The sequence below is a fragment of the Massilia sp. UYP11 genome (assembly GCF_050434805.1).
Lineage (GTDB): Bacteria > Pseudomonadota > Gammaproteobacteria > Burkholderiales > Burkholderiaceae_D > Telluria.
The window spans coordinates 68,520-91,085 of sequence record NZ_JBNDJE010000007.1; the positions used below are offsets into that span (position 1 = coordinate 68,520).

Annotated in this window: 19 protein-coding genes; 13 read left to right on the plus strand and 6 right to left on the minus strand. The window is 65.9% G+C overall.

Features of this window, described 5'->3' with window-relative positions; all coding sequences use genetic code 11:
• Positions 1 to 11: 11 nt before the first annotated feature.
• From ABIB38_RS12670 to ABIB38_RS12695, 6 genes are read left to right on the plus strand one after another with little or no spacing between them, the layout of a single operon-like run.
• A complete protein-coding gene (locus tag ABIB38_RS12670; RefSeq protein WP_429204325.1) occupies positions 12 to 2,066 on the plus strand; it encodes a secretin N-terminal domain-containing protein in 2,055 nt (684 codons plus the stop codon).
• A gap of 17 nt (positions 2,067 to 2,083) precedes the next feature.
• Positions 2,084 to 2,551 carry a type II secretion system protein gene (locus ABIB38_RS12675; protein ID WP_429204327.1) on the plus strand — a complete coding sequence of 156 codons (468 nt, stop codon included), beginning with the start codon at positions 2,084 to 2,086 and terminating at the stop codon, positions 2,549 to 2,551.
• Positions 2,552 to 2,556: 5 nt separating this feature from the next.
• The gene (locus ABIB38_RS12680; RefSeq protein WP_429204328.1) at positions 2,557 to 2,931 is read left to right on the plus strand and encodes a type II secretion system protein; all 375 of its coding nucleotides are present in this window, start codon (positions 2,557 to 2,559) and stop codon (positions 2,929 to 2,931) included.
• Positions 2,931 to 3,587 carry a type II secretion system protein gene (locus ABIB38_RS12685; RefSeq protein ID WP_429204329.1) on the plus strand — a complete coding sequence of 219 codons (657 nt, stop codon included), beginning with the start codon at positions 2,931 to 2,933 and terminating at the stop codon, positions 3,585 to 3,587. Before ABIB38_RS12680 ends, ABIB38_RS12685 begins: the two co-directional genes overlap by 1 nt.
• Positions 3,588 to 3,618: 31 nt before the next feature.
• Positions 3,619 to 5,775, plus strand: a complete 2,157-nt coding sequence (locus ABIB38_RS12690) for a protein-disulfide reductase DsbD family protein (protein WP_429204331.1) — start codon at positions 3,619 to 3,621, stop codon at positions 5,773 to 5,775.
• A 23-nt stretch (positions 5,776 to 5,798) separates the two neighbouring features.
• Positions 5,799 to 6,431: a redoxin domain-containing protein gene (locus ABIB38_RS12695; protein ID WP_429204332.1), complete on the plus strand. Its 633-nt coding sequence runs from the start codon at positions 5,799 to 5,801 to the stop codon at positions 6,429 to 6,431.
• Between the two features lie 13 nt (positions 6,432 to 6,444).
• Here ABIB38_RS12695 and murJ read toward each other — a convergent pair whose 3' ends face one another.
• Positions 6,445 to 8,001, minus strand: coding sequence for a murein biosynthesis integral membrane protein MurJ (murJ, locus tag ABIB38_RS12700; protein WP_429204333.1), 1,557 nt, complete (start codon positions 7,999 to 8,001; stop codon positions 6,445 to 6,447).
• Positions 8,002 to 8,259: 258 nt separating this feature from the next.
• Here murJ and rpsT point away from each other — a divergent pair, with 258 nt between their 5' ends.
• Together rpsT and ABIB38_RS12710 are read left to right on the plus strand one after the other, a co-directional pair.
• Positions 8,260 to 8,526, plus strand: a complete 267-nt coding sequence (rpsT, locus tag ABIB38_RS12705) for a 30S ribosomal protein S20 (protein ID WP_005669248.1) — start codon at positions 8,260 to 8,262, stop codon at positions 8,524 to 8,526.
• A 400-nt stretch (positions 8,527 to 8,926) separates the two neighbouring features.
• Positions 8,927 to 11,158: an NADP-dependent isocitrate dehydrogenase gene (locus ABIB38_RS12710; RefSeq protein ID WP_429204334.1), complete on the plus strand. Its 2,232-nt coding sequence runs from the start codon at positions 8,927 to 8,929 to the stop codon at positions 11,156 to 11,158.
• A gap of 52 nt (positions 11,159 to 11,210) precedes the next feature.
• On the opposite strand, the gene ABIB38_RS12715 is transcribed toward ABIB38_RS12710, so the two are convergent.
• A complete protein-coding gene (locus ABIB38_RS12715; RefSeq protein WP_429204335.1) occupies positions 11,211 to 11,756 on the minus strand; it encodes a pseudouridine synthase in 546 nt (181 codons plus the stop codon).
• Between the two features lie 322 nt (positions 11,757 to 12,078).
• Between ABIB38_RS12715 and icd the strand changes: the two genes are divergently transcribed.
• Both icd and ABIB38_RS12725 read left to right on the plus strand, forming a co-directional pair.
• Positions 12,079 to 13,344: an NADP-dependent isocitrate dehydrogenase gene (gene icd / locus ABIB38_RS12720; protein WP_429204336.1), complete on the plus strand. Its 1,266-nt coding sequence runs from the start codon at positions 12,079 to 12,081 to the stop codon at positions 13,342 to 13,344.
• A 28-nt stretch (positions 13,345 to 13,372) separates the two neighbouring features.
• Positions 13,373 to 13,690, plus strand: a complete 318-nt coding sequence (locus ABIB38_RS12725) for a hypothetical protein (protein ID WP_429204337.1) — start codon at positions 13,373 to 13,375, stop codon at positions 13,688 to 13,690.
• A gap of 53 nt (positions 13,691 to 13,743) precedes the next feature.
• Here ABIB38_RS12725 and cspE read toward each other — a convergent pair whose 3' ends face one another.
• Positions 13,744 to 13,947: a transcription antiterminator/RNA stability regulator CspE gene (cspE, locus tag ABIB38_RS12730; protein WP_020653506.1), complete on the minus strand. Its 204-nt coding sequence runs from the start codon at positions 13,945 to 13,947 to the stop codon at positions 13,744 to 13,746.
• Between the two features lie 317 nt (positions 13,948 to 14,264).
• Between cspE and clpS the strand changes: the two genes are divergently transcribed.
• On the plus strand, positions 14,265 to 14,567 hold the full coding sequence (clpS, locus tag ABIB38_RS12735; protein ID WP_020653505.1) for an ATP-dependent Clp protease adapter ClpS: 303 nt from the start codon (positions 14,265 to 14,267) through the stop codon (positions 14,565 to 14,567).
• Positions 14,564 to 16,864 carry an ATP-dependent Clp protease ATP-binding subunit ClpA gene (clpA, locus tag ABIB38_RS12740; protein ID WP_429204338.1) on the plus strand — a complete coding sequence of 767 codons (2,301 nt, stop codon included), beginning with the start codon at positions 14,564 to 14,566 and terminating at the stop codon, positions 16,862 to 16,864. Before clpS ends, clpA begins: the two co-directional genes overlap by 4 nt.
• A gap of 79 nt (positions 16,865 to 16,943) precedes the next feature.
• Here clpA and ABIB38_RS12745 read toward each other — a convergent pair whose 3' ends face one another.
• Positions 16,944 to 17,912 carry an IS1595 family transposase gene (locus ABIB38_RS12745; RefSeq protein WP_429204339.1) on the minus strand — a complete coding sequence of 323 codons (969 nt, stop codon included), beginning with the start codon at positions 17,910 to 17,912 and terminating at the stop codon, positions 16,944 to 16,946.
• 218 nt (positions 17,913 to 18,130) lie between these two features.
• On the opposite strand from ABIB38_RS12745, the gene ABIB38_RS12750 reads away from it, so the two are divergent.
• Positions 18,131 to 19,714: a methyl-accepting chemotaxis protein gene (locus ABIB38_RS12750; protein WP_429204340.1), complete on the plus strand. Its 1,584-nt coding sequence runs from the start codon at positions 18,131 to 18,133 to the stop codon at positions 19,712 to 19,714.
• Positions 19,715 to 19,827: 113 nt separating this feature from the next.
• Here the strand turns inward: ABIB38_RS12750 and ABIB38_RS12755 are convergent, their stop codons facing one another.
• Positions 19,828 to 21,009, minus strand: coding sequence for a trans-sulfuration enzyme family protein (locus ABIB38_RS12755; RefSeq protein WP_429204341.1), 1,182 nt, complete (start codon positions 21,007 to 21,009; stop codon positions 19,828 to 19,830).
• Positions 21,006 to 22,385, minus strand: a complete 1,380-nt coding sequence (locus ABIB38_RS12760; protein ID WP_429204343.1) for a pyridoxal-phosphate dependent enzyme — start codon at positions 22,383 to 22,385, stop codon at positions 21,006 to 21,008. Before ABIB38_RS12760 ends, ABIB38_RS12755 begins: the two co-directional genes overlap by 4 nt.
• Between the last annotated feature and the right edge of the window lie 181 nt (positions 22,386 to 22,566).

A 22,566-nucleotide genomic window follows, 5' to 3' on the forward strand; every position in this document is an offset into this window, starting at 1 on the left:
AAGGCTTTGCCATGGTGCTGCTCCCACTGCTGCTGGCAGGGTGCGCGGCCCAGCGCGCCTACCAGGAAGGCAATGAACTGGTGGCCCGCGACCAGGTGGGCGCCGGCCTGGCCAAGTACCAGGAAGCGCTGGCGTCCGAGCCGGACAACCCGGTCTACCGGGCGGCCTACCTGCGCGCGCGCGACAACGCCACCGCGCGCCTGGTGGAGCAGGCCGGGCGCGCGCTGGCCGCCGGCGAGGTCGAGCTGGCGACCCAGGATTATCGCCGCGTGCTGGCGATCGACCCCGTCAACGACCGCGCCCGCGCAGGCCTGCGCCAGGTCGAGGCCGAGCGCCGCCACGCGGCCGCCATCGGCGAGGCGCGCGCCGCCCTCGGCAAGGACGAACCGGAAACCGCACGGCAACTACTGGCCGCGGTGCTCACCGAACGCCCCGCGCACGAGGCGGCGCGCCAGCTGATGCAGGAAGTCGACGACAAGGCGGCGGCCGCGCCGAAAGGCCAGGCGGCGCTGGCGGCCAGCTACCGCAAGCCGATCAGCCTGGAGTTTCGCGAGGCGCCGCTCAAGCAGGTGTTCGAGGTCATCGCGCGGCACTCGGGCCTGAACTTCATCTTCGACAAGGACGTCAAGGCCGATACCCGCACCTCGATCTTCCTCAAGGACAGCACGGTCGAGGCAGCGGTGTACTACCTGTTGATGACCAACCAGCTCGAGCGCCAGGTCATGGACGGCAACACGGTCCTGATCTACCCGAACGTGGCGGCCAAGGTGCGCGAATACCAGGAGATGACGGTCAAGACCTTCTTCCTGGCCAATGCCGAAGCCAAGAGCATCGCCAACACCTTCAAGACCATCCTCAAGGCGCGCGACGTGGTGGTGGACGAGAAGCTGAACCTGGTGATCCTGCGCGACAATCCGGAAGCGATCCGCATCGCCACCCAGCTGGTGGCCCTGCAGGACGTGCCCGAGCCCGAGGTCATGCTCGACGTCGAGGTGCTCGAGATCCGGCGCAGCAGCGTGATGGACCTCGGCATCGCCTGGCCCACCAACCTGTCGTTCGCGCCGCTGCAGACGCTGAACGGCGAGCCGCTGACGATCGACTCCCTGCGCACGTTCAACAGCAGCAATATCGCGCTGAGCGACATCGGCGCCACGGTCAACGCCAACAAGACCGACGGCGACACCAATACCCTGGCCAACCCGCGCATCCGCGTGCGCAACAAGGAAAAGGCCAAGGTGGTCATCGGCGACAAGATCCCGAACATCTCGGCCACGGTGTCCTCGGGCATCGGCGGCTTCGCGTCCGAAAACATCAACTACATCGACGTCGGCCTGACCCTGAACGTGGAGCCGACCATCTACCTCAACAATGAAGTGGCGATCCGCATCGGGCTCGAGGTCAGCAGCCTGGGCGAATCGGTGCGCACCACCAGCGGCACCGTGGCCTACCGCATCGGCACCCGTTCGGCCACCACCTTGCTGCAACTGAAGGATGGCGAAAACCAGGTGCTGGCGGGCCTGATCAGCAACGAGGACCGCAGCAGCGGCAGCAAGGTGCCGGGCATCGGCGACCTGCCGGTCGTCGGCCGCCTGTTCGGCAGCCAGCGCGACCAGCGCGACCGCACCGAGATCGTGCTGTCGATCACGCCGCGCATCGTGCGCGCCGTGCAGCGCCCGCCGGCGTCGGCGTCGGAATTCGGCGCCGGCACCGAGGCCAGCTTCCGCCGCCGCCCCGACAATCTGGTGCGGGTGCCTGTCGGGGCGGTGCGCGCGCCGGCGCCGGCGCTGGCGGTCCCGAATTCGCCCCCGACTGCCGCGCCGGTCGAGACGACCCCGGTCGCGCCGCCGCCGGTCGCGCAGCCGAGCGACCCCACCCCGAGCTTCTCGGTGCCGCCGTCGGCGCTGCCGGCCACGCCGCAACTGGGTTCGCCGCCGTCGGCGCCGCCCGGCGCGCCGGCGCCGCAGCCCGCGCCCGCTTCGGAACCGACGCCGGCGCCGGCGCCCGAACCCGAGGTGGTCCCGGCCGCCTATCCGCCGGGCGTCAATCCGCCGATCCCGCAGCGATGAACGCCCCGGCGCGATGCATGCACAAAGGCTTCACGCTGATCGAACTGCTGGTCACGCTGGCCATCCTCGCACTGCTGGGCACCCTGGTGCTGCCGGTGGCCGAGGTCACGGTGCAGCGCCGCGATGAACAGGAACTGCGGCGCGCGCTGCGCGAGATCCGCGCCGGCCTGGACGCCTACAAGAAGGCAGGCGACGAAGGCCGCGTGAGCAAGGCCGCCGACGCCAGCGGTTACCCGGAGCGCCTGGAACTGCTGGTCGAGGGCGTGCCCGACCTGCGCAGCCCCAAACAGGCCAGGATCTATTTTCTGCGGCGCCTGCCGCGCGACCCCTTCAATCCCGATCCCGCATTGTCCGACGCCGCCACCTGGGGCAAGCGCAGCTATGCCAGCGAGCCCGACGAGCCGAAGGAGGGCGACGACGTCTACGACGTGTATTCGACCTCGCAGCGCATCGGCCTGAATGGTATTCCCTACCAAAAATGGTGATTCCGATGAGAACACGATGCGGCTTCACGCTGATCGAACTGCTGGTGGTGCTGGGCATCGTGGCCCTGCTGCTGACGCTCGCCGTGCCGCGCTTCTTTCCCAGCATCGACGGCGCCAGGGAAACCATCCTGGCCGACAACCTGCGCAACACGCGCGCCGTGGTCGACCAGTACCGCTCCGACACCGGGCGCTATCCCGAGTCGCTCGAGCAACTGGTGGAAGAAAAATACCTGCGCGAGATCCCGCTCGACCCGGTCACCGAAAGCCGCGACACCTGGATACTGGAGGCGCCGCAGGATGGCGAGCAGGGGGGCTTTTCCAACCTGCGCAGCGGCGCGCCGGGCAACGACCGGCGCGGGCGTCCCTACGCACAGTGGTAATGAAAGCGCGCCACCAGGCCGGCTTCACCTATCTCGGCCTGATCATTTTTGTTGCCATCATCGGCCTGGTGGGCGCGGCCACGCTCAAGATCGGCTCGCTCCTGCAGCGCGCCGCGGCAGAGGAAGAACTGCTGGAGATCGGCGCCGCCTTCAGCGCCGCGCTGGACAGCTACGCCGCCGCCACGCCGCGCGGCGCTTCGCCCTATCCGCCGTCGCTGGCCGAACTGTTGAAGGATCCGCGCTCGCCCGCCGTGCGGCGCCATCTGCGCAAGGTGTACGTCGATCCGCTGACCGGCAAGGCCGAGTGGGGCATCGTCTACCTGGGCGACGGCGAGACCGGCGTGGTCGCGCTCCACAGCCTGTCGAACGCGAAGCCGCTGAAGGTCGCCAATTTCGACAGCCGTTTCAAGGGCCTGGACAACAAGGAACGGATAGCGGAGTGGCGCTTCGGCGCGAACGAACGCAGCCTGGCGCCTGTCGTCCCGGCGACGCAGTCGGGAGGGCCGGGCGCGCAGAGCGCGCCATCGGCGCCGCAGAGTGCTCCGATGCCGCCTCCGCTTCCGGCTCCGATTCCGGTTCCAGCGGCAGACGAACCCGCACCGCCGGAGCCGACCGAGGAGGCGGGCGAGGCGGGCGAGGCGGTTGATCGGGAGTGAGGCGCGTGATACTTTTGCACGACTGCCCGACATGACCGACAATCGCATGCGCCCGTATTTACACATTGCCCGGACGTCCTGGCGCGCCCTGACAGGCGCGCTGTTCCTCGTATTGGCATCGACCCTGGCGCTGGCCGCAGAAAGCAATGTGCAGCAAAGTCCGCGCGCCACGGTGTCGCTGGTGAGCGAATACGCCGCCGTCAGTCCGGGCCAGCAATTGCGCATCGGCCTGCGCCAGCGCCTGGCGTCGCACTGGCACACCTACTGGAAGAATCCCGGCGACGCCGGCTCGCCGCCGGGCATCGCGTTCAAGGCGCCAGCCGGCGCCACGGTGGGCGAGATCGCCTGGCCGGGCCCCGACCGCTTCATCATCGGCCCGGTCGCCAGCTACGGCTACGAGAACGAGATCGTGTTTCCGATGGCGCTCACGGTGCCGCGGGACGCGCGGCCCGGCAGCCTGCTGGTCCTCGAGGCCGATGCCGACTGGGTGGTGTGCGAAAAGGAGTGCATTCCCGAGGAGGGCAAGTTCCGCCTGGCGCTGCCGGTCGAGGCGCAGGCGCGTCCGGCCAACGCGGCGATCCAGGCCGCCTTCAGGAGCGCCGACGCGCGCCAGCCGCAGCCGACCGACTGGCGCGCCTCGGTGCGCGCCGGCGAATCCACCTTGCAGCTGGCGGTCGAGGGCGCAGGCATCTCGCCGGCCTCGGTGCGCTCGGCCCTGTACTTTCCGGATAGCTGGGGCGTCGTCGACCACGTGGCGGAGCAGGCGTTTACAGTGGAAGAGGGCAGGCTCACGCTGACGACGACCAAGGGCCAGGGCTACACGCCCGCGCCATCGACCGGCCTGCTGGCGATCACCGACGGCGGCGGACAGAAACGCTGGTTCGCGCTCGAACTCGCGCCGGCGGGCGCCGTTCCTGCTCCGGCTCCCGCACCCGCCGTCGGGGCGCCGGCCGCGCTTTCCTTGTGGCAGATGGCCTCGTTCGCCTTCCTGGGCGGCTTGATCCTGAACCTGATGCCGTGCGTGTTCCCGGTGCTGGCGATCAAGGCCACAGCCGTGGCCGGCATGGCGGGCGGCGACCGGCGCGCCGTCCGCCTGTCCGGCCTGTTCTACACCCTCGGCGTGCTGGCCGCCTTCATGGCGCTGGCCTTGGGCCTGCTGGCCGTGCGTCTAGGGGGCAGCGCGGTCGGCTGGGGCTTCCAGTTCCAGTCGCCGCTGTTCGTGGCGGCGATGTCATGGCTGATGCTGGCGATCGGCCTGAACCTGTCCGGCGTGTTCGAGGTGGGCGGGACGCTGGCGGCGAAGCTGGCGGGAACCGGCCAGGGCCTCGCCGAGCGCAAGGGCCATGCCGGCAGCTTCTTCACCGGTTTGCTGGCGGTGGTGGTGGCCACGCCCTGCACCGCGCCGTTCATGGGCGCCGCGATTGGCTCGGCGCTGGTGGCGCCCGCCTACGTGAGCCTGGTGGTGTTCGCGATGATGGGCCTCGGCCTGGCGCTGCCGTTCCTGCTGCTCGGGATGTTCCCGGCGCTCGCCCGGCGCCTGCCGCGGCCCGGCGCGTGGATGGTGACGCTGCGCCAGGCGATGGCGTTCCCGATGTATGCAACCGCCGCCTGGCTGCTGTGGGTGCTGGCCCAGCAGGCGGGCGAGGCCGGCCTGCGCATGGCCCTCGCCGGGCTGGTGCTGGTGGGCCTGGTGGCCTGGCTGGTCGGCCTCGGCCAGCAGCGTCCGAACTGGACGTGGCGGCCGCGCGGCGCGGCGCTGGCCGGTGTCGTCTCAGGTAGCGCCGGCATCGTCGGCCTGCTGGCGGCGCTGCATGGCGCCGGGCCGCCGGCCGCCGCGGCCCCGGCGCAATCCGCGCAGGCCGAACCCTACAGCGCCGCGCGCCTGGCCGCCTTGCGCGCCGAAGGCAAGCCGGTGTTCGTCAACATGACCGCCGCCTGGTGCATCACCTGCCTGGTGAACGAGCGCACGACCTTGTCGACCGCTCCCGTCCAGCAGGCCATGCGCGAGCGCGGCGTGGTCTACATGAAGGGCGACTGGACCAACCGCGATCCCGCCATCACGGCGTTTTTGCAATCGTTCCAGCGCGACGGCCTGCCGTTCTATGCCTTCTATCCGGCCGGATCGGCGCCGGTGCTCCTGCCGCCGGTGCTGACCCAGGCCATCGTCATCGAGTCGTTCGAGCAGTAATCATTTACTCACAAGGAGAGATCATGAAAGCTTCCCCTCGTCGCGCCATGCTGCGCACCACGGTATCGATGGCCGCCCTGTTGCTGGGCGCCGCTGCGACGCCCGCGCTGGCCGCGCCCGTCATCGGCCAGCCGGCGCCCGCCTTCACGGCGCTCGACAGCAAGGGCAAGCAGCACAGCCTGGCCGACTACAAGGGCAAGGTCGTGGTGCTGGAATGGACCAACCACGATTGTCCTTACGTGAAGAAGCATTACCAGGCGAACATGCCCGCCCTGCAAAAGCAGGCCAGGGATGCCGGCGTGGTCTGGCTGAGCGTGATCTCGTCGGCGCCCGGAGAGCAGGGCCATGTGGACGGCAAGAAGGCCGACGAGCTGACGGCCAGCCGCAATGCCGCGCCGGGCGCGGTGCTGCTCGACCCGCAAGGCACGGTCGGCAAGGCCTATGACGCGCGCACCACCCCGCATATGTACGTGATCGACGCCAAGGGCGTGCTGCGCTACGCGGGCGGCATCGACAGCATCGCGTCAGCCAGGCTGGAAGACATCGAGAAGGCCAGCCCGCTGTTCAAGACCGCGATGGAAGCGGTCGTGAAGGGCGAGACCGTGGCCCAGGCCACTACCCGCCCTTACGGCTGCAACGTCAAGTACAAGTCTTGAAGCGTGGTCAATCTCACACCGCGCGGCGCCGGAAGTCGCGCGGCCGGAATCCCAGCACGGCCAGCACGGCGAAATAGGCGAAGGCGCAGGCGCCGATGATGCCGAGCAGGGCGCCGATGCGCAAACCAGGCGTCGCCTTCATCGCCGCCCAGTCGAACTGCGCCTGGCCGAACCAGGCGAGAAGCCCCATCACGCCGACCGCGACGGCCAGCTTGAGGAAGAATGTGAGCCAGCCCGGCTGCGGCGTGTAGATGCCGCGCCGGCGCAGGCCCATGTACAGGCAGGTGGCGTTGATGCAGGCGCCCAGGCCGATCGACAGGGCCAGGCCCGCGACGCCGAGGTCGAACACGAACACGAACAGCACGTTCATCAGCTGGGTCGCGAACAGCACCATGATCGCGATGCGCACCGGCGTCTTGACGTCCTGGCGCGCATAGAAGGCCGGCGCCAGGATCTTCACCAGGATGATGCCGAGCAGGCCGGCGCTGTAGGCCATCAGGGGCGAGGCCGAGTTCGCCAGCGCCGCATCGTCGAATTTGCCGTAGTGGAAGAGGGTGGCGATCATCGGCTCGGCCAGCGTCGCCAGGCCCACCGCCGCCGGCAGCGCCAGCAGGAAGGTCAGGCGCAGGCCCCAGTTGAGCAGGGCCGCATATTCCTCGGTATTGCCTTCGCTATTGGCTTTCGACAGCGACGGCAGCAGGATGGTGCCCAGGGCCACGCCCAGCATCGCGGTCGGGAACTCCATCAGGCGGTCGGCATATTGCAGGGCCGAGACGGCGCCGGCCGCCAGGCTGGCGGCGATGCCGGTATTGATCAACAGGCTGATCTGGGCGGCGGACACCGCGAACACGGCCGGCCCCATTTTTCTGAGCATGCGCCGCACGCCGGCGTCGCGCAGGCCGTGCAGCGGGTTGATCGAAATGCGCGGCAGCATCCCGATCTTGACCAGCGACGGGATCTGGATCGCCACCTGCAACAGGCCGCCGACGACGACCGCGATCGCCATCGCATAGATCGGCTGCTCCAGGTAGTTGACGAGCACCAGCGAGGCGAAGATGAAGGACAGGTTCAGCAATACCGGCGTGAAGGCGGGAATCTTGAACTGGCGCCAGGTATTCAGGATGCCGCCGGCCAGGGCCACGAAGGACATGCAGGCGATGTACGGGAACATCATCTGCGTCATGATCACCGAGGCGTCGTAGGCGCCGGGCGTCTCGCGCAGGTCGCCGGCCAGCAGCGTGATCAGGAGCGGGGCGCCGACGATGCCGACGATGCTGGTCAGCACCGTGGCCCAGATCAGGGCGGTGGCGACGTGGTCGACCAGGGTCTTGGTGGCCGCCTCGCCGTGCTGGGTTTTGTATTCCGACAGGATCGGCACGAAGGCCTGGGAGAACGCGCCTTCGGCGAACAGCCGGCGCAGCAGGTTCGGCAGGCGGAAGGCGATGATGAAGGCATCGGTATAGGCCGAGGCGCCGAAGGCGCGCGCGAACAGGCTTTCGCGCAGCAGGCCGGTGACGCGCGACAGCATGGTCATGCTGGAAATGGCGGCGAGGGTTCTGAGCAGGTTCATGGCGCAAGATTATACTTGGGCAACTCGCTGGAATCCGCTATGTTTCAACGTGCTGCCCTATAGGCCCGCAAGGACGGTAAACCGACAGTCCTCGAATTTTGAATTGCTCCGAATTGAAACCTTCGCTATAATCGTGGGCTGTACTGAATTCTGTTAGCAGACACTAATCGTTGGGCAGGCACCGCAAGCCAACCCCGGCGCCAGTTTGACAGTCGCTAATGTTTGCAAACGCAACTTGACCCCGATTTAGGAAATTCCATGGCAAATACCGCACAAGCGCGCAAACGCGCTCGTCAAGCAGTTAAGCAAAACGCACACAACTCGTCGCAGCGTTCGACCCTGCGCACCGCAATCAAGGCCGTCCGCAAAGCCATCCAGGCTGGCGACAAGGCTGCCGCGACCACCATCTTCCAGCAATCCGTGTCGAAGATCGACAGCATCGCTGACAAGAAGATCATCCACAAGAACAAGGCAGCGCGCCACAAGAGCCGCCTGGCTGCTGCCCTGAAAGCACTGTCGGCTTAATAGCCCGCGTGCGACGCGGCCCGTGGGCCGCGACGGCAAAGTTCTGTGCAGTTGGAAAGACCCGCCCGACTTCGGTCCCGGCGGGTTTTTTTGCTTGGCGCTGCATTTTCCCACGCTTCGGCCCGGCAAGCTTGTCAAGCGCTTAAAAACTGGTAACCCGTGCAAAGCTCGGGCATAATATGGCGCGTCTTATGTCTTATAGAAGACCTCGGCGCCAGGCCGCGACGCCGCAGGGGGGTGGTGTTGAACACCCCTTCGCGATCTGCCCATCCGGGGTTGGGAGGGGTAGAATGTCCGGCGTCAGCGCGGTGCGCCAAGGCGGAGCGCCAGGGTCTTGGCCTGTGGCCAATTGTCAGTTTTATACTCGCGACAGCGTTCGCGACTACCGAGGAAAATGTGCATGAGCAGTGATCAGACCATCATCTACACCCTGACCGACGAGGCGCCGCTGCTGGCGACCCACGCCTTCCTGCCTGTGGTCAGCACCTTCACCAAGCCGGCCGGCATCACGGTCGAGGCCAGCGATATCTCGGTCGCGGCCCGTATCCTGGCCGCCTTCCCGGAGAACCTGACTCCGGAGCAGCGCGTGCCCGATGCGCTGGCCGAACTGGGCAAGAAGACGCTCACGCCGGACGCCAACATCATCAAGCTGCCCAACATCAGCGCCTCGGTCACGCAGCTGATCACCGCGATCAAGGAACTGCAGCAAAAGGGCTACAACATCCCCGACTACCCGGCCGACCCGAAGACCGACGAAGAAAAAACCGTCAAGGCCAAGTACGGCAAGTGCATCGGCTCGGCGGTGAACCCGGTCCTGCGCGAAGGTAACTCGGACCGCCGCGCGCCGCGCGCCGTCAAGGAATACGCGCGCAAGAATCCGCACTCGATGGCCCCATGGTCGCAGGCCTCGCGCACCCACGTCTCGCACATGACCCATGGCGACTTCTACCACGGCGAGAAGTCGATGACCCTCGACGCGGCGCGCGAAGTCAAGATGGAACTGATCACCCGGAGCGGCAAGAACATCGTCCTGAAACCGAAGGTCGCCCTGCAGGCCGGCGAGATCATCGATTCGATGTTCATGAGCCGCAAGGCCCTGCTGGCGTTCTACGAGCAGCAGATCGAAGACGCGCACCAGACCGGCATGCTGTTCTCGCTGCACGTGAAGGCGACCATGATGAAGGTCTCGCACCCGATCGTGTTCGGCCACTGCGTGCGCATGTTCTACAAGGAAGCCTTCGAGAAGCACGGCGCCCTGTTCGACAGCCTCGGCATCAACGTCAACAACGGCATGGCCGACCTGTACAACAAGATCGCCGACCTGCCATCGTCGCAGCGCGAGGAAATCGTCCGCGACCTGCACGCCTGCCAGGAACACCGTCCTGAACTGGCCATGGTCGACTCGGCCAAGGGCATCACCAACTTCCACTCGCCGAACGACGTGATCGTCGACGCGTCGATGCCGGCGATGATCCGCGCCGGCGGCAAGATGTACGGCGCCGATGGCCGCCTGAAGGAAGTCAAGGCCGTCATCCCGGAAAGCACCTTCGCCCGCATCTACCAGGAGATCATCAACTTCTGCAAATGGCATGGCGCCTTCGATCCGAAGACCATGGGCACCGTCCCGAACGTCGGCCTGATGGCCCAGCAGGCCGAGGAATACGGCTCGCACGACAAGACCTTCGAGATCCCGGAAGACGGCGTGGCCAACATCACCGACCTCGCCACCGGCGAAGTCCTGATGAGCCAGAACGTCGAGACCGGCGACATCTGGCGTATGTGCCAGGTCAAGGACGCGCCGATCCGCGACTGGGTCAAGCTGGCCGTGACGCGCGCCCGCAACTCGGGCATGCCGGCCGTGTTCTGGCTCGACCCGTACCGTCCGCACGAGAATGAGCTGATCAAGAAGGTCAGGCTGTACCTGAAGGATCACGACACGAGCGGCCTGGACATCCAGATCATGGCGCAGGTGCGCGCGATGCGCTACACCCTGGAGCGCGTCTCGCGCGGCCTGGACACCATCTCGGTGACCGGCAACATCCTGCGCGACTACCTGACCGACCTGTTCCCGATCATGGAACTGGGCACGTCCGCCAAGATGCTGTCGATCGTGCCGCTGATGGCGGGCGGCGGCATGTACGAGACCGGCGCCGGCGGTTCGGCGCCAAAGCACGTGCAGCAACTGGTCGAAGAGAACCACCTGCGCTGGGATTCGCTGGGCGAGTTCCTGGCCCTGGCCGTCTCGCTGGAAGACCTCGGCATCAAGACCGGCAACAACAAGGCCAAGCTGCTGGCCAAGACCCTGGATGCGGCCACCGGCAAGCTGCTGGACAACCGCAAGTCGCCATCGCCGAAGACTGGCGAGCTCGACAACCGGGGCAGCCAGTTCTACCTGTCGATGTACTGGGCGCAAGAGCTGGCCGCACAGACCGAGGATGCCGAACTGGCCGCCAAGTTCGCGCCGCTGGCCAAGCAGCTCAGCGAGAGCGAAGGCAAGATTGTCGCCGAACTGCTGGAAGTGCAGGGCAAGCCGGTCGACATCGGCGGTTACTACAAGCTGGACGAGGCCAAGGTGGGCGCGGTGATGCGTCCGAGCGCGACCTTCAACGCCGCGCTGCAATCGCTGGCATAAGCGGCCTGCCGCGATAATGAAACCCGCCGTACCGTCAGGTCGGCGGGTTTTTTTACATCGTTACTTCGGTAAATTCCCCAGGCATCAACGGGTGCGTCGCCAGCGAAAACGGGCCGATACTGCTGCGCACCAGGCGCAGCGTGGGAAAGCCCACCGCCGCCGTCATCCGCCGCACCTGCCGGTTCTTGCCTTCTTCCAGCGTGATCGCGATCCACGCGGTCGGCTTGTCCTGGCGCGCACGGATCGGCGGATCGCGCGGCCACAGCCATTCGGGTTCGGCGATGCGCACCGCGCGGCAAGGGCGGGTAGTGAAGTCGCCCAGGTCGAGCGGGGCCTGCAGGCGCGCCAGCGTGGCGGCGTCGGGCACGCCATCGACCTGCACCAGATAGGTCTTGGCCTCCTTGTGGTCGGGGTGGGCGATCTTGTGCTGCAGTTTGCCGTCATCGGTCAGCAGCATCAGGCCCTCGCTGTCGGCGTCCAGCCGGCCGGCCGGATAAATGCCTGGAATAGCGAGATAATCGGCCAGCGACGCGCGGCCCTCCTGCGGCGAGAACTGGCACAGGACCTGGAACGGTTTATTGAAAAGGATCAGGGGCATCGAAAAATAGCTAATATGCGCATTGGCGCGGACAGGGAGAGCGCCGGGTCAATAGCGTGCCGATATGGCAGAATACTGAGGCATAATGAAAACACGCCATCTTATGGGCACGTCGAAAAACCTGCTGCGCGTTGCATTTTCGGTCTGCGATGCTCGCTGTACTCTAGTACAGCTGCGCTTCTCGACCGAAACTGCTGCCGCTCGCGACGGTTTTTCGAGGTGCCCTTATGTCTTATAGAAGAGTGGCGAACCATGGGCAGGCCGGGGCGATATTGTAATCGAGTCCGTCCCACCGGCCGCCATCCACCTGGGAGAACACGCGATGCACCAGCCGAAGTACCAGCATATCACCGTCCCGGCCGACGGCCGCAAGATCGCCGTCAACGCCGACTTCACCCTGGACGTCCCGTCCAATCCGGTCATTCCCTATATCGAGGGCGACGGCACCGGCGTGGACATCACGCCGGTCATGATCAAGGTGGTCGACGCGGCGGTGGAGAAGGCCTATGGCGGCGCGCGCAAGATCAGCTGGATGGAGATTTTCGCCGGCGAGAAGGCGACGCAGCGCTACGGTGCGGACACCTGGCTGCCGGACGAGACGCTCGAGGTGCTGAGGGACTACGTGGTCTCGATCAAGGGCCCGCTGACGACGCCGGTGGGCGGCGGCATCCGTTCGCTCAACGTCGCGCTGCGCCAGGAGCTCGACCTCTACGTATGCCTGCGTCCGGTGCGTTACTTTGCCGGCGTGCCGTCGCCGCTCAAGCAGCCGGAAAAGACCGACATGGTCATCTTCCGCGAGAACTCCGAAGACATCTACGCCGGCATCGAGTGGGAAGCCGGTTCCGCAGGCGCGAAGAAACTGATCGCCTTCCTGGCCGAGGAAATGGGCGTGAACAAGATCCGCTTCCCGGACACCTCGGCGCTGGGCATCAAGCCGGTCTCGCGCGAAGGGTCCGAGCGCCTGGTGCGCAAGGCGATCCAGTACGCCATCGACAACGACAAGTCCTCGGTGACCCTGGTCCACAAGGGCAATATCATGAAGTACACCGAAGGCGCGTTCCGCGACTGGGGGTATGCGCTGGCCCAGAGGGAATTCGGCGCCGAGCTGTTCGACGGCGGCCCGTGGTGCAAGGTAAAGAATCCGAAGACCGGGCGCGACATCATGATCAAGGATTCGATCGCCGACGCCTTCCTCCAGCAGATCCTGCTGCGTCCGGCGGAATACAGCGTGATCGCCACGCTGAACCTGAATGGCGACTATATCTCGGACGCGCTGGCCGCCCAGGTCGGCGGCATCGGCATCGCGCCGGGGGCGAACATGTCCGATTCGGTGGCGATGTTCGAGGCGACCCACGGCACGGCCCCGAAATACGCGGGCAAGGATTATGTGAATCCCGGTTCCCTGATCCTGTCGGCCGAGATGATGCTGCGCCACATGGGCTGGAGCGAAGCGGCCGACCTGATCATCACGGCGATGGGCCGGGCGATCGCCTCGAAGAAGGTGACCTACGATTTCGCGCGCCTGATGGAAGGGGCGACCCAGGTCTCGTGCTCGGGCTTCGGCGAGGTCATGATCGAGAACATGTAGGTGTCATTCAATTGGATGAGGAGAGGTCGTGAGCGAAGAATCGATCACCCAGGCCAGATACGAGCGAATCGGACGCTTTATTGTTGCTTTCCAGCGCCATGCCGATCCGGAGCAGCTGCGCGCGGCGGCCGCGACCGCTGCGCTGGCGCCCGACCTGGCCGAACGTACGGCGTCGCTGCTGCGCCGTTACGATGAGGCGCTGGAGGCGCTGGAGGCGCTTCAGCGCAATAGCCTGGCGGGCATGCCGGATACGGTGAGCGACGACCAATTACAGGCGATCCTGGCCGACGTGCAGGCGTTCGTGGAACAGAGCGGCTGGACACATGGGGAAGGGCGCGGGCGCTAGGCGAAAAAAAACCCCGCTGGTCGCGGGGTTCTTCGCTTCCGGGAGGGGAGTGATTACATACCCTGGATGTTGGAAGCTTGCTTGCCTTTAGGGCCTTGCGTGACTTCGAATTGGACTTTTTGACCTTCTTTGAGGGTCTTAAAACCGTTCATGTTGATCGCGGAGAAGTGAGCAAACAGATCCTCGCCGCCGTCATCAGGAGTGATGAAGCCAAAGCCTTTGGAATCATTGAACCACTTAACAGTACCAGTTGCCATAAAAGAACTTTCAAATTTAACAAATCACACGAGCCATAAAAGCAAGAAGCCTCTTGCCCCTCCTCAGCCTGCTTATTTCTTATCAACAAGTACATAAGTACAATGTCAACAACTGCATTGTTGGTGGAATAATTACTGAAGTCAAGCGCTTTTACATGCCTATTGCCAAATATTTCCGGCCTAACCCATCCACGGTCTTGATTTCGGCAATCGGAACGCCATCTGCGCAAATATCTGAAAACGCGTAAGATGGAAGCACCAGAAAACGAGCTGATGTTTACGCTTGGCACCAACCCCGGAAGTATTAGAATAACCCCATGGCAACGAAGCACGATACTGAACAACTGCTTGAGCGGCAGACCGTCAAACCGCCTCCGCTGTACCAGGTGGCGCTGCTGAACGATGACTACACGCCGATGGAGTTCGTGGTCGCCGTGATCCAGGAATACTTCAACAAGGATCGCGAGACCGCAACCCAGATCATGCTCTCTGTTCACCGGCATGGTAAAGGGGTGTGTGGGGTGTTTTCCAAAGATATAGCGTGTACCAAAGTGGAGTTTGTCTTAACGCATGCGCGCAAGGCCGGGCACCCCCTGCAGTGCGTGATGGAGGAAGTATGATTGCGCAGGAACTTGAAGTATCCCTACACATGGCCTTTGTCGAGGCGAGACAGGCACGCCACGAATTCATCACCGTGGAACACCTGCTGCTCGCGCTACTCGATAATCCATCGGCCGCCGAAGTCCTGCGTGCGTGCGCGGTCAATATTGAAGACCTGCGCAAGACCTTGACTAATTTTATCGGTGACAACACCCCGACCGTGCCTGGCACGGGCGAGGTGGACACCCAACCGACGCTCGGCTTCCAGCGCGTGATCCAGCGCGCGATCATGCACGTGCAGTCGGCCTCGAACGGCAAGAAAGAAGTCACCGGCGCCAATGTGCTGGTCGCGATCTTCGGCGAGAAGGATTCGCACGCCGTCTACTACCTGCACCAGCAGGGCGTGACCCGTCTCGACGTCGTCAACTTCATCTCGCACGGCGTGCGCAAGGACCAGCAGATGGACACCCAGAAGGCGTCCGAAGGCGTGGAAGAAGCGCAGGTCGAAGGCCAAGCCAAGGAGTCGCCGCTGGACCAGTTCACGCAGAACCTGAACAAGGCGGCCGCCGACGGCAAGATCGATCCGCTGATCGGGCGCGAGGAAGAAGTCGACCGCGTGATCCAGATCCTGTGCCGCCGCCGCAAGAACAACCCGCTGCTGGTGGGCGAGGCGGGCGTGGGCAAGACCGCGATCGCCGAAGGCCTGGCATGGCGCATCGTGCAAGAAGACGTGCCCGAGATCCTGCAGAACGCCGTCGTGTTCTCGCTCGACATGGGCGCGCTGCTGGCCGGCACCAAGTACCGCGGCGATTTCGAGCAGCGCCTGAAGGCCGTGCTCAAGCAGATCAAGGACACGCCGAACGGCATCCTGTTCATCGACGAGATCCACACGATCATCGGCGCCGGTTCGGCCTCGGGCGGCACGCTCGACGCGTCGAACCTGCTGAAGCCGGCGTTGGCCAATGGCCAGCTCAAGTGCATCGGCGCGACCACGTTCACCGAATTCCGCGGCGTGTTCGAGAAAGACCATGCACTGTCGCGCCGGTTCCAGAAAGTCGACGTCAACGAGCCGTCGGTGGAGCAGACCGTGGCGATCCTGCGCGGCCTCAAGTCGCGCTTCGAAGAGCACCATGGCGTGAAATACTCGGCGTCGGCGCTGTCGACCGCGGCCGAACTGGCGGCGCGCTTCATCAACGACCGTCATTTGCCGGACAAGGCGATCGACGTGATCGACGAAGCGGGCGCGGCCCAACGCATCCTGCCGAAGTCGAAGCAGAAGAAAACCATCGGCAAAACCGAGATCGAGGACATCATCGCCAAGATCGCGCGGATTCCCCCGCAAACGGTCAACCAGGACGACCGCAGCAAGCTGCAGACGATCGACCGCGACCTGCGCAACGTCGTGTTCGGCCAAGACCCTGCGATCGAGGCGCTGTCGGCCGCGATCAAGATGGCGCGCGCGGGCCTCGGCAAGACCGACAAGCCGATCGGCTCCTTCCTGTTCTCCGGTCCGACCGGCGTCGGCAAGACCGAGGTGGCGAAACAGCTGGCCTTCATCATGGGCATCGAGCTGGTGCGCTTCGACATGTCCGAGTACATGGAGCGTCACGCCGTGTCGCGCCTGATCGGCGCGCCGCCGGGCTACGTCGGCTTCGACCAGGGCGGCCTGCTGACCGAGGCCATCACCAAGAAGCCGCACACCGTGCTGCTGCTGGACGAGATCGAGAAGGCCCATCCGGACATCTTCAACATCCTGCTTCAGGTGATGGACCATGGCACCCTGACCGATAACAACGGCCGCAAGGCGGACTTCCGTAACGTGATCATCATCATGACCACCAATGCGGGCGCCGAGAGCCTGACCAAGCGGTCGCTGGGCTTCGTGGATTCGCGCGCGACCGGCGACGAGATGGCCGACATCAAGCGCATGTTCACGCCGGAGTTCCGCAACCGCCTGGACGCGATCATCAGCTTCCGCGCGCTGGACGAGGACATCATCCTGCGCGTCGTCGACAAGTTCCTGATGCAGCTCGAAGAACAGCTGCACGAGAAGAAGGTCGAGGCGATCTTCACCGAGAAGCTGCGCAAGTTCCTCGGCCACAAGGGCTTCGACCCGGCGATGGGCGCGCGTCCGATGTCGCGCCTGATCCAGGACATGATCCGCAAGGCGCTGGCCGACGAGCTGCTGTTCGGCCGCCTGGTCAACGGCGGCCGCGTGACGGTGGACCTGAACGAGAAGGACGACGTGGTCCTCGAGTTCCCGGAAGGCGACGCACTGCCGCCACCGGCCCCGGCCGAAACGGTCGAGATCGAGTAAGACGAGCGCCGCAAGGCGCTCCGAGCAGGAAGCCCGCGTGCACGTGTGCCGCGGGCTTTTTTTATTGGCGCTGTACCCATTAGCTGTTGATGACCCCGAATGCGATGCGCAGCAATTGCTCGACAGAAGGTACCCGCCCACCATCGAGCGCCCAGTGCCAGCCCAGGTAATTGGGCAGGCGGCGCGACGCCACGCCATGAAAGCGCGCCAGCCATTCCTTGAAGCGCCGGTGATAGGCGTTGACATTCTGCACATGGATGGCGCCTTGGGCGCCCTTGCGCACTCGTTCACCGGCGCTGAGATTGACGGCCTGGTGCGCAACGCCATGCGCACGGGCGAAGGCGGCATAGGCGGCGTTGGCGTCCGTTACCAGCAGCGCCTGCGGGTCGAGTTTCGGCCGCAGGTGCCTGACCAGCTGCGCCGCTTTCAGGGCGCCGCGTCCGGTCACGGCGTCGATGGTCTGGCCGCTGCGGTCGCGCGCCACCAGGATGCAGTCAAGGTGATGCGAGATCCCGCGCAGGGCAGCCCTGCCGCCGCGCTTGCGCGGCTGGCGATCGAGCTTGCGCGAACCCTTTTGCGATTCGAGCAGGAACATCTCGTCGGCCTCGACGATGCCGATCAGTCGTGCCGGGCGGTCGTCCTTGACCCGATCGAGAAAGCGATGACGCCAGCGAAATGCCGTGTTGCGGTGCACGCCGACACGCTTGGCCGCAGAGCGGACCGAGCGGGAATCGAGCACCGCTTCCAGATAGGCGAGCCACTTGCCCTTGAGCCTGAGCCGCGCCAGCGGCGTGCCGGTCAGGTCGTTGAAGGTGCGGCCGCACGCGCAGCAGCGATAGCGTTGCAGGTCGTTGGCCTGGCCGTGCCGGTGGCAGCGTTCGCAGGCGCAGTCCGGGCAGCGCCGCCCGGTTGACCGGATCTCACCGATGAGGGCGGTCACCCGGTCCAGTCCGGCTGCCGGATGCAGGGCGGCGAGCACCTGCCGGCGCTGTGGCTGGTTCAACTTTGGCAGCTGGGTGAACAACCGTGCAAACTGCGGCGCTTTCATCGTACGCTCCCGATCGATGACGACCGGGATTGGACCGCGGATCAGCTCAGCAGTTCAGTGCTCATCCACAGCTAACGATTACAGCGCCTTTTTATTTGTACATTCTATTTGTACGGCGAGCGCGCCGGGTGGTCATTCCTGGAAGATTGGTTCATGACGGTGTCATATAGCATTCCTACAATGCACGCATCGTTGCCCAATCTCATCATGGACCGCCCATGCGACTCGCACCGCTCAATACCTTCGCCAAGCTCACCGGCGCCTTCGGCATCCTCTCCCTCGTCATCGTGACCATCGCCGCCGTCGCGGTCTGGCGCATGCACGCGGCGGACGTGATCACCGCGAACCTGGTCGACGACAAGCTGGCCAAGCAGCAGCTGGTGTCCGACCTGCTCGGCATCGAGCGCCTGAACGGTTCGCGCACGGTGTCGATCGCGCGCAGCGACAGCCTGGAACTGGCCGATTACTTCCAGGCCCAGTTGGAGCAAGGCCGCGACGACATCGCCGCCATCGAGGCGAGGCTGGCCAGGCTGCCGGTGTCGGCGCGCGAGCGCGCACTGCTGCAGGACGCGGCCGGCCACAAGGCTGCGCTGGGCACGGTGCAGGACGCGCTGTTCAAGGCCAAGGACCTGGGGCAGACCGGCCGGGTCGAGGAGATCCTGACCAGGCAATGGGAGCCGGGCTACCAGGCCCGGGTCGGCGCCTTCGAAGCCCTGCTCGCCTACGAGAGCAGCGAGGCGCACCGCCTGGCCGACGAAACGGCCGCCGCGTCGCACTTCAGCAAGACCCTGCTGCTGGGACTGGGCAGCGCGGCGTTGCTGGTCGGCGCCGGCCTGGCCTGGGCCTTGAGCCGCAACCTGGTGGCGCCGCTGCGGCAGGCCGCCATGCTGGCCGAGCAGGTCGCCAGGGGCGACCTGCGTCCGACCATCGGGCACCGGCGCAGCGACGAGATCGGCCGCCTGTTCGACGCCCTCAACGGCATGACCCATGGCGTGTCGGGCACCGTGTCGCAGGTGCTGGCCGGCGCCCAGGCGATCGATGCGGCCTCGAGCGAGATCGCCGAAGGCAACCAGGACCTGTCGTCCCGCACCGAGCGTCAGGCCGACGCGCTGCGCCAGACGTCAAGCGCGATGGACGAGCTGAGCGAAGCGATCGCCAGCAACGACGCCAATGCGCGCCAAGCCAATGCCTTGGCCCAGGCCGCGTCCGGCGTGGTCGCCGAAGGCGCGCGGGCGGTCGAGCAGCTGGTGGCGCGCATGGGGGCGATCAAGGCATCCTCCGCGCGCATCGTGGACATTACGGGCATGATCGACAGCATCGCCTTCCAGACCAATATCCTGGCGCTGAACGCGGCGGTGGAAGCGGCGCGCGCCGGCAGCGAAGGCCGCGGCTTCGCCGTGGTGGCCAGCGAGGTGCGCAACCTGGCCCAGCATTCAGCCGGGGCGGCCAGGGAAATCAAGAAGCTGGTCCAGGAGTCGTCAGGCGAGATCGAGGCCGGCACCGGCATGGCCGAATCGGCCGGCTCGACCATGCGCGCGATGCTGCGGCACGTGCACGAGGTGGCCGGCATTCTGGCCCGGATCCATGCCGCCAGCGCGGACCAGGCCCTGGGTGTCACCCAGGTCAGCAAGTCGATCGCCGAGATCGACACGTCGACCCAGCAGACCGCGGCGATGGTGGAGGAAGCCGCGGCGGCGGCGGCGTCGATGCGCCGGCAGGCGGCGGAACTCTCGGCGCTGGTGGCGACCTTCAAGCTGCGCAGCGCAATGGCCGCGCCCACGACCGGGCCGTTGCACGCGTAGGGTTGGCGGCTACGCCGCCGACGCGGTGATGGTTGGCCGCGAGATCATCCGGCTCGATATCGGAGCCGGTAACGATCACCGCGTCGGCGGCAGCGCCGCCAACCCTACGCTGCTCAGATCGCGGCCAATGCGCGCCGCAAGTCCTCGCGCTGGTCGTCGACATGCTCGATGCCCACCGACAGGCGGATGAGCCCATCGCCTATGCCCAGCTCGGCGCGACGTTCGGGCGGAATGCTGGCGTGGGTCATCAGGGCCGGATGCTCGATCAGGCTTTCCACGCCGCCCAGGCTCTCGGCCAGGGTGAACACCTCGCAGGTTTCCAGGAAGCGGCGCGCGCCGGCGACGTCGGTGTCGAGGTCGAGCGCGACGATGCCGCCGTAGCCGTGCATCTGGTGGCGCGCCAGCGCGTGCTGGGGATGCGATTCCAGGCCCGGGTAGACCACCTTGCGTACTTTCGGCTGCTGCTCGAGCCAGCTGGCCAGCAGCAGGGCGTTGGCGTTGCTGCGCTCGACGCGCAGGGCCAGCGTCTTGATCCCGCGCAGCACCAGGAAGCTGTCGAACGGGCCCTGGATGGCGCCCACGGCGTTCTGGATGAAGCCGAGTTTCTCGGCCAGGCCGGTCTGGGCGTCGCCGGCGCCGACCACGGCCACGCCGCCGATCACGTCCGAGTGGCCGTTCATGTACTTGGTGGTGGAGTGCACCACGATGTCGAAGCCGTGCGCCAGGGGACGCTGGTTGATCGGGCTTGCGAAGGTGTTGTCGCACACGCTGATGATGCCGCGCGCGTGGCAGAGGCCGGCGATCGCGGTCAGGTCGGCGAGGTTCAGCATCGGGTTGGTCGGGGTTTCGACCCACACCATGCGCGTCTCGGGCTTGATGGCGGCGGCCAGCGCGTCGGGGTCGGACAGGTCGACGTAGCTGAACGACAGGCCGGCGCTGTCGCGGCGTACGCGCTCGAACAGGCGGTAGGTGCCGCCATACATATCGTCGCCGGCCACGATGTGCGAGCCGCTCGGCAGCAGTTCGAGCACCGCCGCGATCGCGGCCAGGCCGGAAGCAAAGGCGAAGGCGGCGCGGCCGCCCTCGATGTCGGCCACGCAGCGCTCGAGGGCCCAGCGCGTCGGGTTGTGCGAACGGCCGTAGTCGAGGCCCTTGTGCACGCCAGGACTTTCTTGCCGGAAGGTCGAGGTGGCGAAGATGGGCGGCATCACGGCGCCGGTGACCGGTTCGGGCGCCTGGCCGCCGTGGATCACGCGGGTGGCCAGGTGACGCTTGAATTCGATGGGAGTAGTCAAGACAGGGTCCTTCGCAAATGATTGAGCAGGTCGTAGCGCGTGATCAGGCCATAGAAGGTCGGCCCGTCGGCGATGACGGCGGTCAGGCCGCGGTCGAGGATCTCGCGCAACTGGCCCATGCTCGCCGCCGGATGCAGGGTTTGCAGCTCGGACGTCATGGTGCCGGACACCGGCGCATTGAAGCGCGCGGTATCCTGCGTCACCTGGTGCAGCAGGTCGGATTCGTCGATCAGGCCCAGCAGCCGGCCGCCGGCGTCGACCACCGGCAGTTGCTGCAGGTCGCTCGAGCGCATGCGGTTGAAGGCGGTGAGCAGGGTGTCCTCGGGCGCGAGCGTGATGACTTCGCCGGCGTCGTGGCGGCGGCCGATCAGGTCGCGCAGGTCGCCCATTCTGGGGCGCGTGATCAGGCCCTGGTCGACCATCCAGCCGTCGCTGTACACCTTGGAGAGGTAGCGCGTGCCGGTGTCGCAGACGAAGGTGACCACGCGCCTGGGGCGGGTCTGCGCGCGGCAATAGCGCAGCGCCGCCGCCAGCAGGGTGCCGGTGGAGGAGCCGCCCAGGATGCCTTCGCGCTGCAGCAGCAGGCGCGCGGTGGAAAAGCTTTCTTCGTCGCTGATGGTGTATGCGGTCTTCACGCGCGACAGGTCGGCGATGCCGGGGATGAAGTCCTCGCCGATGCCCTCGACCGCCCACGAGCCCGCGTGTTGCGAGACGTGGCCGGTCTCGACGTATTCGGCCAGGATCGAGCCTTTCGGGTCGGCCAGGACGAATTCGAGCAGGGGCTGGGTTTTCTTGAAGTAGCGCGACAGGCCGGTGAGGGTGCCGCTTGATCCGACGCCGACCACGATGGCGTCGAGCTTGTGGTTGGTCTGGTCCCAGATCTCGGGGCCGGTCGTGGTTTCGTGGGCGCGCGGATTGGCCGGATTATTGAACTGGTCGGCGAACCAGGCGCCGGGGATCTCCCTGGCCAGGCGCGCCGCGTAGTCCTGGTAATACTCGGGGTGGCCCTTGCCGACGTCGGAGCGGGTCAGGTGGATCTCGGCGCCGAGCGCCTTCAGGTGCAGGACTTTTTCGGCCGCCATCTTGTCGGGCACGACCAGGACCACCCGATAGCCCTTGATGCGCGCCACCAGCGCCAGGCCCAGGCCGGTATTGCCGGCCGTGGCCTCGATCACGGTGCCGCCGGGCTGCAGCAGGCCGTCGTGCTCGGCCTGCTCGATCATGGTCTTGCCGATGCGGTCCTTGATGGAGCCGCCCGGGTTCTGGGATTCGAGCTTGAGGAACAGCTGGCAGGGACCGGTATCGATCCGGGTGACTTCCACCAGCGGGGTATCGCCGATCAGCGAAAACAGTGCAGCTTGCGATGCATGTTGCATATTGCCTCCGATGGGTCGGCACGCGCGGCGCAGTGAACGCCAGTGAGGGCGGGTGCCCGGCGGCCGGCATGCTACGACGTCCCGGCGACGATTCAGCGCCAGGCCTTGGTAAGGAACCATCATACGAGGTTTTGCCGGGAGCTGCACTTGAGGTGGTCAAAGTTTCATCACGACGCCGTGC

What these genes read in the sequence shown, in the direction of transcription:
- cspE (WP_020653506.1), bottom strand. Translation starts at nt 13,947, where the DNA reads ATGGCAACTGGTACTGTTAAGTGGTTCAATGATTCCAAAGGCTTTGGC.
- murJ (WP_429204333.1), bottom strand. Translation starts at nt 8,001, where the DNA reads ATGAACCTGCTCAGAACCCTCGCCGCCATTTCCAGCATGACCATGCTG.
- ABIB38_RS12710 (WP_429204334.1), top strand. Translation starts at nt 8,927, where the DNA reads ATGAGCAGTGATCAGACCATCATCTACACCCTGACCGACGAGGCGCCG.
- ABIB38_RS12675 (WP_429204327.1), top strand. Translation starts at nt 2,084, where the DNA reads ATGCACAAAGGCTTCACGCTGATCGAACTGCTGGTCACGCTGGCCATC.
- ABIB38_RS12745 (WP_429204339.1), bottom strand. Translation starts at nt 17,912, where the DNA reads ATGAAAGCGCCGCAGTTTGCACGGTTGTTCACCCAGCTGCCAAAGTTG.
- clpS (WP_020653505.1), top strand. Translation starts at nt 14,265, where the DNA reads ATGGCAACGAAGCACGATACTGAACAACTGCTTGAGCGGCAGACCGTC.
- ABIB38_RS12695 (WP_429204332.1), top strand. Translation starts at nt 5,799, where the DNA reads ATGAAAGCTTCCCCTCGTCGCGCCATGCTGCGCACCACGGTATCGATG.
- ABIB38_RS12760 (WP_429204343.1), bottom strand. Translation starts at nt 22,385, where the DNA reads ATGCAACATGCATCGCAAGCTGCACTGTTTTCGCTGATCGGCGATACC.
- rpsT (WP_005669248.1), top strand. Translation starts at nt 8,260, where the DNA reads ATGGCAAATACCGCACAAGCGCGCAAACGCGCTCGTCAAGCAGTTAAG.
- ABIB38_RS12685 (WP_429204329.1), top strand. Translation starts at nt 2,931, where the DNA reads ATGAAAGCGCGCCACCAGGCCGGCTTCACCTATCTCGGCCTGATCATT.
- ABIB38_RS12715 (WP_429204335.1), bottom strand. Translation starts at nt 11,756, where the DNA reads ATGCCCCTGATCCTTTTCAATAAACCGTTCCAGGTCCTGTGCCAGTTC.
- clpA (WP_429204338.1), top strand. Translation starts at nt 14,564, where the DNA reads ATGATTGCGCAGGAACTTGAAGTATCCCTACACATGGCCTTTGTCGAG.
- ABIB38_RS12750 (WP_429204340.1), top strand. Translation starts at nt 18,131, where the DNA reads ATGCGACTCGCACCGCTCAATACCTTCGCCAAGCTCACCGGCGCCTTC.
- ABIB38_RS12690 (WP_429204331.1), top strand. Translation starts at nt 3,619, where the DNA reads ATGACCGACAATCGCATGCGCCCGTATTTACACATTGCCCGGACGTCC.
- icd (WP_429204336.1), top strand. Translation starts at nt 12,079, where the DNA reads ATGCACCAGCCGAAGTACCAGCATATCACCGTCCCGGCCGACGGCCGC.
- ABIB38_RS12680 (WP_429204328.1), top strand. Translation starts at nt 2,557, where the DNA reads ATGAGAACACGATGCGGCTTCACGCTGATCGAACTGCTGGTGGTGCTG.
- ABIB38_RS12670 (WP_429204325.1), top strand. Translation starts at nt 12, where the DNA reads ATGGTGCTGCTCCCACTGCTGCTGGCAGGGTGCGCGGCCCAGCGCGCC.